Annotated in this window: 7 protein-coding genes; 1 reads left to right on the plus strand and 6 read right to left on the minus strand. The window is 62.6% G+C overall.

The window, feature by feature from the left end:
• Positions 1 to 45 precede the first annotated feature (45 nt).
• Positions 46 to 666, minus strand: coding sequence for a 4Fe-4S single cluster domain-containing protein (locus tag QZ079_RS04755; RefSeq protein ID WP_297035749.1), 621 nt, complete (start codon positions 664 to 666; stop codon positions 46 to 48).
• Positions 667 to 899: 233 nt separating this feature from the next.
• Positions 900 to 3,122 (minus strand): anaerobic ribonucleoside-triphosphate reductase, encoded by a 2,223-nt coding sequence (gene nrdD / locus QZ079_RS04760; protein WP_297035753.1) that lies wholly within the window; start codon positions 3,120 to 3,122, stop codon positions 900 to 902.
• 578 nt (positions 3,123 to 3,700) lie between these two features.
• On the opposite strand from nrdD, the gene QZ079_RS04765 reads away from it, so the two are divergent.
• A complete protein-coding gene (locus QZ079_RS04765) occupies positions 3,701 to 4,879 on the plus strand; it encodes a cation diffusion facilitator family transporter (RefSeq protein WP_297035756.1) in 1,179 nt (392 codons plus the stop codon).
• An 88-nt stretch (positions 4,880 to 4,967) separates the two neighbouring features.
• Here QZ079_RS04765 and argH read toward each other — a convergent pair whose 3' ends face one another.
• From argH to QZ079_RS04785, 4 genes are all read right to left on the minus strand, one after another.
• Complete coding sequence (gene argH / locus QZ079_RS04770; RefSeq protein WP_297035759.1) at positions 4,968 to 6,392, minus strand: argininosuccinate lyase; 1,425 nt, start codon at positions 6,390 to 6,392, stop codon at positions 4,968 to 4,970.
• A 76-nt stretch (positions 6,393 to 6,468) separates the two neighbouring features.
• Positions 6,469 to 7,770 (minus strand): argininosuccinate synthase, encoded by a 1,302-nt coding sequence (locus tag QZ079_RS04775; protein WP_297035771.1) that lies wholly within the window; start codon positions 7,768 to 7,770, stop codon positions 6,469 to 6,471.
• Between the two features lie 607 nt (positions 7,771 to 8,377).
• The gene (locus QZ079_RS04780; protein WP_297035764.1) at positions 8,378 to 9,598 is read right to left on the minus strand and encodes an MFS transporter; all 1,221 of its coding nucleotides are present in this window, start codon (positions 9,596 to 9,598) and stop codon (positions 8,378 to 8,380) included.
• Positions 9,599 to 9,711: 113 nt separating this feature from the next.
• Positions 9,712 to 11,498 (minus strand): DNA polymerase (locus QZ079_RS04785; RefSeq protein ID WP_297035767.1); only part of this gene is annotated, 1,787 nt, incomplete at its 5' end.

Below are 11,498 nucleotides of genomic sequence, written 5' to 3' on the forward strand. Positions count from 1 at the left end.
GCAGAAGATTCCACCAGCCAATAACCCCCGTCCCCAATGGCGGATTTACATGGAATGCGTTGCATACACCTGCTCGTCCCGCCACAGGCAGACGGCATCGGCAGGCGAGCAACCGCGGCGGGCAGCCTCGACACGCGTGGCATTCATATCGATAACCCGCTGGTTCGATGAACCGCGAAAGCGCAGCGAGATATCGTAGAGCTCTTGCACCCACGGACCGTCGACGAGGATATCGACGCAAGCGAGCAAACGATCCGTCACCTCGGTGTGATGTCGTCCACCCGGCATGAGTTCATCGAGTGTATCTCCCGTGAAGCACCAGATGGTCTTGGCGGCGACGCTGGACGTGCCCGCGGCAGCACCCGGCGCACCCTCCCCCCGCGGGAACCGTTCGCGCACGCGCTCGAGAAAGTCCACGAGGCCGCGCTGGTTCTCGGGTTCCATGGGCTCGCCGCCGAGCACCGTAAGCCCGTCGCAGAACGGATGATCGAGGCTCGCGATGATCTCGTCTTCGACCTCGCGTGTGAAGGGCTCGCCGGCAGCAAAGCTCCACGCACCGGAATTGAAGCACCCCGGGCACCCGCGACGACACCCAGAGACAAACAGCGACGTGCGCACGCCCTCGCCGTTGGCGATATCGGAATACTTAATCTCAGCGTAATTCATGGCTTTCCCTCAAGAGGCCGGCTGCATCGCTCCGTCCTCAAACAGTCCTCGGCTTCGCTTCGCTTGCCTGCGGAACTGCGGGCGGAGCGATGCGGCCGGCCTTTGGGCAATCGTCGTGCTCGCGGCAAAGGAAGCGCAAGGGGCGGCGGGGCACCCTATCGTTCCGCGCGCAGTTCACGCAGCGCTGTTTGAGCACGGAGTGATAGGGTGCGTCGCCACCCCGATCGGTTGCTTTACAGGTGCAGCACGCGGTCGCGAATCTCCTCCGTGCGACCCTGGTTCCAGAACTGGGTTCCGATATAGCCGCAGGTACGGCGTGCAACGTTCATCTTCTCCTGGTCGCGGTTCCCGCAGTTCGGGCACTCCCACACGAGCTTGCCGTCGTCCTCGACGATGCGGATCTCGCCGTCGTAGCCGCACACCTGGCAGTAGTCGCTCTTGGTGTTGAGCTCCGCGTACATGATGTTCTCGTAGATGTACTGCATGACGCGGATGACAGCCTTAAGGTTATCCTGCATGTTGGGCACCTCGACGTACGAGATGGCGCCGCCGGGCGAAAGCGCCTGGAACTCGCTCTCGAACTTGAGCTTATCGAAGGCGTCGATCTCCTCGCTCACGTGCACGTGGTAGCTGTTCGTGATGTAGCCCTTGTCCGTCACGCCCGGGATGATGCCGAAGCGGCGCTGCAAGCACTTCGCGAACTTGTACGTCGTGGACTCGAGCGGCGTGCCGTAGAGCGAGTAGTCGATGTCCTCGGCAGCCTTCCACTCGGCGCACTTATCGTTCATGCGCTGCATGACGGCGAGCGCGAAATCCTTGCCGTGTTCGTCGGTGTGGCTCACGCCCTTCATGTACTTCACGCACTCGTAGAGGCCGGCATAGCCGAGCGAGATGGTCGAATAGCCGCCATAGAGCAGCTTGTCGATGGTCTCACCCTTGTTAAGGCGTGCGAGCGCACCGTACTGCCACAGAATCGGCGCGGCGTCGGAAAGCGTGCCCTTGAGGCGCTCGTGACGGCAGCGCAGCGCCCTGTGGCAGAGCTCGAGGCGCTCGTCGAAGAGCTCCCAGAACCTCGCCTCGTCGCGCCCCGAAGAGCAGGCCACGTCCACGAGGTTGATCGTCACGACGCCCTGGTTGAAGCGGCCGTAGTACTTCGGCTTGCCCGGCTCGTAGTTCTTGGCGCGCGCCACGTTGTCGAAGCCGTTGCCCGAACGGTCCGGCGTGAGGAAGCTGCGGCATCCCATGCAGGTGTAGACGTCGCCCTCGCCCGGCTTCTCGCCCTTCGAAAGCTTGAGCTCGCGCATCTTCTTCGCGGAGATGTAATCTGGCACCATGCGCTTGGCGGTGCACTTCGCCGCAAGCTGCGTGAGGTAGAAGTAGGGGCTCCCCTCGTAGACGTTGTCCTCGTCGAGCACGTAGATGAGCTTGGGGAACGCCGGGGTAATCCACACGCCCGCCTCGTTCTTCACGCCCTCGTAGCGCTGGCGGAGCGTCTCCTCGATGATAAGCGCCAGATCGCGCTTCTCCGCCTCGCTGCGCGCCTCGCCCAGGCACATGTACACCGTCACGAACGGTGCCTGGCCGTTCGTGGTCATGAGGGTCACGACCTGGTATTGGATGGTCTGCACGCCGCGGCGGATCTCGTCACGCAGGCGCTCCTCAACGACTTCGGAAACCTTCTCCGCAGGCGCCTCGAAGCCGAGCTCGGAAAGCTCGCGCTCGACCTGGCGGCGAATCTTCTGCCGGCTCACCTCGACGAAGGGCGCCAGGTGCGTGAGCGAGATGGACTGGCCGCCGTACTGGCAGCTCGCTACCTGCGCGATGATCTGCGTAGCGATGTTGCACGCAGTGGAGAAGCTGTGCGGGCGCTCGATCATGGTGCCCGAGATGACGGTGCCGTTCTGCAGCATGTCCTCGAGGTTCACGAGGTCGCAGTTGTGCATGTGCTGGGCGAAGTAGTCCGAATCATGGAAGTGGATGATGCCCTCGTTGTGCGCCTCGACCACGTCCGCCGGCAAGAGCACGCGCTGCGTGAGGTCCTTCGATACCTCTCCCGCCATGTAATCGCGCTGCACGGAGTTCACCGTGGGGTTCTTGTTGGAGTTCTCCTGCTTGACCTCTTCGTTGTTGCACTCGATGAGCGAAAGAATCTTGTCGTCGGTGGTGTTCTTCTGGCGCTTCAGGCTCTGCACATAGCGGTAGATGATGTACTTGCGCGCGACCTCGAACTTATCGAGCTTCATGAGCTCGTCTTCCACGAGGTCCTGGATCTCCTCCACGGAGACCGTGTGGCCGGCGTTCTCACACGCATCCGCGACGTTCTGCGCGGCGTAGACCACCTGGCGCTCGGTAAGGCGGTCGGTCTCCTGGACATCGCCGTTGGCGCCACGGATGGCGTTCTCGATTTTGGTGATGTCGAAAGCGACTTCGGTGCCGTTGCGCTTGATGATCTTCATGGTATGCCTTTCGCGTTTGTTGAACGTCTGTCAAATTATTCTGCCGTTTCATAGTACGCGAGAAATCACCCCATATTCTGTGGATTTTTTTCTGCATACCACTACATATTGTGTTTTTGCAGCTCAGAGAATTGTGCTGATTCCGAATCACATTAACGCTTGGTTGCCGTCTGAATCTGCTTGCGCGGGCGCGCGTTCCCTACCAGCGAAGAATGTGAGACCCCTGTCCCAAACCGTTCGCAGAAATCCACACGTTCTGCGAAAGCACGCGCCAGGGGGCACGGAAAAACTTCAGAGATTCGCTCTTGACCAACATGTTGTGGCGAAGCAAGACGGTGGGCGCCCGTCTTGTACGCCGCCTCAGCAGAGTCCCTCATCTCCCGCACACCACCCCCCAGGCGCCACGTCGACATTTTCCGCCACTTTCATCTTCTTGATTCCATATTCTGGCGGAAAAGGTCGACGTCACGGAAAAGCGGAGGGGCGGAACGCGCGAAATCACCCTAGGGATTTCAACGAAAACGGCCTACAATGGGTGCTTTGGAATCACCGGCTTCATCTTGGAAGGTGGCATCTCGATGATCGACTGGCTGGTGCGACATTTCGTCAAAGACGCCTCCGATACCTCGAATCCCGCCGTGCGCACGCGCTACGGCCAGTTCGCAGGCATCGTCGGGATCATCTGCAACATCCTGCTATGCCTGGGCAAGGGCGCGATCGGCCTCATCTCGGGTTCGGTCTCGATCGTGGCAGACGCGGTGAATAACCTCTCCGACGCGGCGTCGAACATCGTGAGCCTTCTGGGCTTCAAGCTGGCGAGCCGCCCTGCAGACCCGGAGCACCCCTATGGACATGGCCGCTATGAGTACCTCGCCGGCCTCGTGGTCGCGGCGCTCGTACTCGCCATCGGCATCAACCTCACCTGGTCGTCCTTCCAAAAGATCCTCGCACCCGAGCCCACGGAGTTCTCCGCTGCGCTCGTGGCGGTGCTCGTACTCTCCATCCTCGTGAAGCTGTGGATGGCGGCGTTCAACCGCACGCTCGGCCGGCGCATCGATTCCGACACGCTCGCCGCGACGGCGGTGGACTCGCGCAACGACGTCATCAGCACGGGCGCGGTGCTCATCTGCGCCTGTATCTCACATGTGACGGGCGTCGAGCTCGACGGTTGGGCGGGCGCCGCGGTGGGGCTTTTCATCTGCGTGAGCGGCGTGCAGCTCTTGGGCGAGACCATCAGCCCGCTCCTCGGTCAGGCGCCGAGCGCAGAACTCGTCGGCCACATCCACGACAAGATCATGAGCTATCCCGGCGTGCTTGGCACCCACGACCTCATGGTGCACGACTACGGCCCCGGGCGTCAGTTCGCGAGCGCGCACGTGGAGATGGCCGCCGAAGCGGACCCCATGGAGAGCCACGACCTCATCGACAACATCGAGCAAGACTTCAAAACGCAGGACGGCCTCATCGTCACGCTGCACTACGACCCCATCGTGACGGACGACCCCACCGTCGCAGACATGCGCAACTGGATCAGCCAGGCGGTGAAGATCATCGATCCGCGCCTCACCATCCATGACCTGCGCTGCGTCCCCGGCCCCACGCACACGAACGTCATCTTCGACTGCGTGCGCCCACACGGGCTCGAGATCAGCGACACCCAGCTCAAGCGGCGCATCGACGAGATTGTGCGCGACCACTACCCGAAGACGTTCACGAAAATCACCGTCGACGAAAGCTACGTGAGCTCGGAGCAGTAGACTGCGGAGGGGCGGGGCTATGAAACGTCCGGGGTAATTTCACATCAGCCTCACCAGCCAAAATCCCCCGTCCCCAATGGCTCCGCCCTTACAGGCAGCCCATCTCGACCACAGGTGATAGCAGCTTCACGGCGTTCTCGTCCACGAGGTAGCGTGCTTGGGCGCGACGCAGCTGTTCCGCCACAGCCGCAGGTGCCGTACCGCCCTCGGTGGTGCGCGCCGCGACGATCGCATCGAGGTCGAATGCCCCGGTGATATCCGCGTCGAACAGCTCGCTCGCCGCCCGAAACGTCGCGAGCGGCAGCTCGGAAATATCACAGCCGGCTTTTTCTGCCTCCAACACAAGATGTCCCACCACCGCGTGCGCCTCGCGGAACGGCATACCGCGTTTAGCAAGGTAATCGGCCACGTCCGTCGCGGCGAGGTGCCCGCGCTCCATGGATGCGCGCATGCGGTCCGCGTTGACGACCCAGGTGGACACCATGCCCGCCATAACGGCAAGGCACTGCTCGAGCGTATGCGCCGCGTCGAGCGCACCCTCCTTGTCCTCCTGCATGTCCTTGTTATAGGCGAGCGGCAAACCCTTCATCGTCACAAGCAGCTGCACGAGGTCGCCCACCACGCGCCCCGTCTTGCCGCGGATAAGTTCGGCGAAATCGGGATTTTTCTTCTGTGGCATGATGGACGAGCCCGTGGAGTACGCATCCGAAAGCGTGATAAAGCCGAACTCCTGGCTTGACCACAGCACGATCTCTTCCGAAAGCCGCGAGAGATGCACGGCCATGACGCTGCATGCGTATTCAAGATCGAGCAGGAAATCGCGGTCGCTCACAGCGTCGAGCGAGTTCTCGATCACGCGCGTGAAGCCTAGCCGGTGCGCCGTCATCTGGCGGTCGAGGGGATACGTAGTGCCTGCGAGCGCCGCCGCACCGAGCGGCGAGGCATCCGCCGCGTCGAATGCGGCGGAGAGGCGCGTGAAGTCACGCGTGAGCATCCATACATAGGCAAGCAGATGATGCGCGAAAAGCACCGGTTGAGCATGCTGAAGGTGCGTCATGCCGGGAAGCACCGTCGCGCCCGCTTGATCGGCGGCATGAAGAAGCGCCGCGCGCAGGTCAAGGTTCGCCTGCATAAGGTTCTTGGTGAGCGCCTTCGCCGCAAGGCGCGTATCGGTCGCAACCTGGTCGTTCCGCGAGCGCCCGGTGTGCAGGCGACCGCCGGCCTCGCCGATGCGCCGCGTAAGCTCGGCCTCGATCGCCATGTGGATGTCCTCATCCGCGATATCGAACGTGAAGTTGCCGGCATCGATGTCGTGCTCGATATTCTCGAGCCCGTCGCAGATGGCTTCGGCGTCTTCCTCGGAGATGATCCCCTGCGCGGCGAGCATCCGCGCATGCGCTCGCGACCCCGCGATATCTTGCTTGTACAACGCCTTATCGACCGGCAGCGACGCGCCAAACGCCTGCGTCGAGAGCGCTGCACCCTCTTCGAACCTACCGTCCCACAATGCCATGGATGCTGTATCCCGTCTTTCCCGCGAATAACTTGAAAGTTGACCGTTCAGAGCGTCTTGGAGCTCTTACCGGGCGCTACAGCGACGCCGCAGCGGAAAGCTCAACCGCACCGCCGTCGACCACGTCGAACGCGGCGGCACCGCCGAAGGCCACGGCATGCGCCTGCTCGAGCTGCGCCTGCTTCATCGCCCAAGTTTTGATGGAAAGCGCCTGGATGTCGATGAAGCCTTTCGCCGCCTGCTGATCGAACGCATCGTCGTTGTCGTAGGTGGCGAGCTGCTGGTCGTAGAGGGCAGCTGCGCTCTTGCGGCCGACGACCACGCACGAGCCCTTATAGAACTTGAGCTTGATCTCGCCGGTGAGCGTAGCCTGCGTGGCTCCCATGAAGGCATCGAGCGCGAGCTTGAGCGGGCTGAACCAACGGCCGTTGTAGACCTGATCCGCCCACGTCTGCTCGAGGCCGAGCTTATAGTGCAACACGTCGCGCTCGAGGCACAGGTCTTCGAGCGCCTTGTGCGCCTGGATGATGGCAAGACCGGCCGGCACCTCATAGCACTCGCGGCTCTTGATGCCCACGTAGCGGTTCTCGATCATATCGATGCGTCCGAAGCCCGCGGCACCGGCGATACCGTTCACCTTATCCACGAGCTCGACAAGACCCATCTTCTCGCCATTCAGGCTTACCGGCACGCCAGCTTCGAAGCCGAGCTCCACGTAGGTGGGCTCGTCGGGCGCCTCGAGTGGGTTCACGGTCATCGTCCAGATGTCCTCGGGCGGCTCGTTCCACGGATCCTCGAGCACACCGGCCTCGATGGCGCGACCCCAGAGGTTATCGTCGATGGAATAGGGCTTGTCGAGGCTCACCGGCACCGGCACGCCGTGCGCCTTCGCGTAGGCGATCTCGTCCGGGCGCATACCCAGATCCCATTCGCGCACGGGCGCGATGACCTTGAGCGTAGGATCGAGCGCCATGATCGAGGTCTCGAAACGCACCTGGTCGTTGCCCTTGCCGGTGCAGCCGTGCGCAACCGCCGTCGCGCCGTACTTGTGCGCGGCGTCGACGAGATGCTTCGAGATGAGCGGGCGCGAAAGGGCGGAGAGCAGCGGGTACTTGTTCTCGTACATGGCGTTCGCGGCGATGGCGCAGGTGAGGTACTCGTTCGCGAACTCCTCACGCATGTCCACGACCTCGCAGGCCACCACGCCGAGCGCCTTGGCCTTTGCCTCGATCTTCTCGAGACCGTCGTGCTCCTGGCCGACGTTGCCCAGCACGCAGATGACGTCGTAGCCAAGCTCATCCTGGAGCCACTTTACGCAGACCGACGTGTCGAGGCCGCCGGAGTACGCGAGTACGACCTTTTCCTTGGCGCTGTTCATGGATTCCGTGCTCATGGTTCGTCCTTTCAAGTGGATGCGGTGCGGACGAGCCCGTCAAAGGGAATGCGTATGTCGAGGATGTTCCGGAAGCCGGCCTTGCTTCTACGACGGCGCGCAACATGGGCACGCGATGGCATGGGCGGCATATCCCGGAGGGGAAACGACGACGAACCTTATCGGGACTCTGGGAAGTGCGCGAGATGCGCAGACAGAGACGACCGATTATCGTCGTCGGGAGATTGCACGCTGGCGTCGGTTCTGAGCGTCGATGGCGCATGCGCCGGGCACCATGGCCACCGCGGCCATGCCCTCATATGTCGCCATCGCGTTCTGCACTAGAAACTCCAACCAAGCCCTGCAATCGAAATTCCGCGAACGGTAGCAGCGAAGCGGCGACCGTCGCGCGTTAGGGGGTATCCTACCCGAGGACAAGGCGCTTTGCCAAGCTAAAGTTTTTCACAATGAATAATATTTCGAAATGGTGAACGGACACCGCGTCACTTTGGGGACGGGTACGTTCGTGTCGTTTTCGTCACAAACGTACCTGTCCCCAAAGTGTCGAAAACGACACGAACGTACCCGTCCCCAAAGTGACGCGCCCAAAGTGTTACGCCGAAGCGTCGCGGCGAAGTGCAAGGCATACGATGGGCACGATGAGGACGAACGCGCTCGCCCCTAACAGAACCGCTTGCACGCCGAACATATCCGCCAGCACGGGAGCCGCGAAGAGCGGAATCACACCAGCGCCGTTGAACCCTGCGTTCATCACGGAGTTCACGCGCCCCAAGAGGTGCTTGGGTGCGCGCATCTGCACGAGCGTGTTCTGCAAGGGCGTGATCATGCCGAACGCACAACCCAAAAGCACCTGCCCCGCAAGGGCGCAGATGACGAACGGAGTCCCCACATAGAGCAGGCACGCCGCACCTTGCAGGGCGATGAGCAAGAGCAACGTGCGAACGTTCACCCACGAGTTGGGCACACGCAGCGATAGCATGGCGCCCGCGAAGCTTCCCACACCGGCAGCGCTCGACAACCATCCCATCCAGGCGATGCCCACATGCAGCACGTCTCGATAATAGAGCGATTCGAGCGGATCGAACGCACCGTATCCTGCATACGCTAGGACTCCGCCCCAAAAGAGCAGCGAAAGCACCGACGACCCCATCACCGTGCGCACGGAATCCCCAAACGTCCCCTTCTCTACCGTCGGGACGCTGGCCGCGGCTTCGCCGGCATCGCCCTGCATGCCCTCGTTTGCATACACAGATGACGCGTCCTCAAGACCATGCAGGCTACGCATGCCCGTGGCAGCGATCTGCTTGAGCAGCGCCGCGGCGGGAACGATCGCCGCCACGCCGAGCACAGCGGGGAACACGAACACGCGCTGCGCCGGGAACACCGAGGCGATGATGCCACCTATGGCCGGCCCCACCGCAACCGCGGCGTTCGACGCGACCGAAAGCAGAGCGTTCACCTGCTGCAGCTCGCCCGAGCGATGGGTAAGGTACGCAGGGTAGGCAGTGAGGTACGGGAATCCCATACCGCATGAGAATCCAAAGGCAGCGCTCATGGCCAGAACGCTCACGACCGAGACTTCGACAATCTGGTACACCAAGCACGATGCGACGACGACGGCAACCGTCGCTGCCGTATGGACGCGCGGCCCCTTCACGTCGAGCAGGGTTCCACCGCAGGCGTTCGCCACGATGATGCAGAGGTTGAAAATACCGACCGCCGCGGCAAGCGCCATGGTGCTCGCCTTGAGCTCGTAGGTGAGCACGCCGACGATACCGATGAAATACGCCGCCTGCACGCCCAAGTAGAACATGAGACGCGTTGCGATGAGCGCGAACGTGCCTTGGGGGAAGCGCGCTGAGCGAGACAATGAACCCAACCCCTAGATTCGCACTGAACGACTCATTGAAACCCGCCCCGAATGATTCACTTAGCGTCTGCCCAGGTCTCACCCACGGAGACCTCGGCGATGAGCGGCACCTTGAGCTCCACTACGCCCTCCATCTCCTCGCGCACCATGGCGCTGAGTGCCTCAACCTCGTCTTTGGGGCACTCGAAATCGAGCTCGTCGTGCACCTGCAAGATCAACCGCGCACGGAAACCCTCGTCGCGCAGGCGTCGCGCCACGCGGTTCATGGCGATCTTGATGATGTCCGCGGCGCTCCCCTGCATGGGATGGTTCATAGCCGTGCGCTCGCCGAAACTCCGCTGCGCGGGAATGCGCATCTTGAGCTCGGGGATGGGACGACGACGTCCGAACATCGTCTCGGCATAGCCGCGCGCCTTCGCCTCCGCGACGGTACGATCGAGGAATGTGCGCACACCGGGATACGCGCGGAAATATGCATCAATCATCGACTGCGCCTCGCCCATGGGAATGTCAAGCGACTGCGAGAGGCCGTAGGCTTGCTGGCCATACACGATACCGAAGTTCACAGCCTTCGCTCGGCTGCGCAGCTGCGGGGTGACCTCGTCGACGGGTACGCCGAATACGCGAGCCGCCGTCTCGGCATGGAAATCCTCGCCCTCGTTGAAGGCGGCAACCAGGTGCTCGTCGGCAGACAGGTGGGCGAGCAGTCTGAGCTCGATCTGCGAATAATCCGCAGCCAAAAAAACGCTTCCCGGCGCCACGGAAAATGCCGTTTTGACCGTATGCCCCAACGCAGAGCGCGTGGGGATGTTCTGCAAGTTGGGGTTAGACGAAGAGAGGCGCCCGGTGGCGGTGATGGTCTGGTTGTAGGTGGTGTGGACGCGCGCGTCACGCATCTCCCGCGCTAAGGGTCCCAACGTATCGAGGTATGTCGACTTGATCTTCGTCTTCTCGCGATACTCAAGGATGAGCCGCACGATCTCGTGGTCGTGCGCAAGCTCCTCCAGTACACGGGCGTTCGTGGAGTAATAGCCGCGATGCGTCTTCTTGAGCCCCTTGGTGGGAAGGCCCATCACGTCGAATAGGATATGGCTGAGCTGCATAGGACTCGAGATGTTGAAGGTCTCGTCGCCTGCGAGCTCGCGGATGCGGGCAGCAAGCTCGTCGATCTGTGCACCGAGTTCGGTGGAGAGCGCGGCGAGGCGGTCGGGCTCGACGTACATGCCCGTGCGCTCCATGGCGGCAAGCACACCCACGAGCGGCATCTCGATATCGCGGAACACCCCAGCCGCGCCCTGCTCCTCGAGCGCGCGCATGAGCGGCTCCACAACCGCGCGCGCCACGACGACACCGCGCGCCGCCAACGAGGGCGCATCGGCACCGGCACCTTCCTCACCTACCGAAGCGGGCAGCGCGGTATGCAGGTAGGCATCGGCGAGGTAGGCATCGTCGAAATCCGAGCGCACGGAGTCGAGCAGATACGCCGCGACCGTCGTATCGAAGATTCGCGCCGGATCGATCGACAGCGGGTCGAGCAGCGCCACCTCGGTGGAATCGACCGGCGAGAGCTCGTGCATGAGCGCCTTCATGTCGCTCGACGCGATGCGCCCCGCGGCAAAGAGGCGACTGAGCACACCGGGGATGACGCCGGTCGCGCAATCGATACCATGCGCCGAAGCGATAGCGGCGAGCTCGGGCGCGGGCGTGCCGGATGCATCGGGCTCCTCGAAGGAGAGCAGCGCCTCGCCCGTCGCCACCCAGAGCGTATGCGTGAGGCCGAACAGCGCGCCAGCCTCCTTGTCGTCGTCGATCGCGGCGGCGAGCCACTCCCCAGCCGGGGGGG

It is taken from the genome of uncultured Enorma sp. (assembly GCA_905210055.1).
Classification (GTDB): Bacteria; Actinomycetota; Coriobacteriia; order Coriobacteriales; family Coriobacteriaceae; genus Enorma.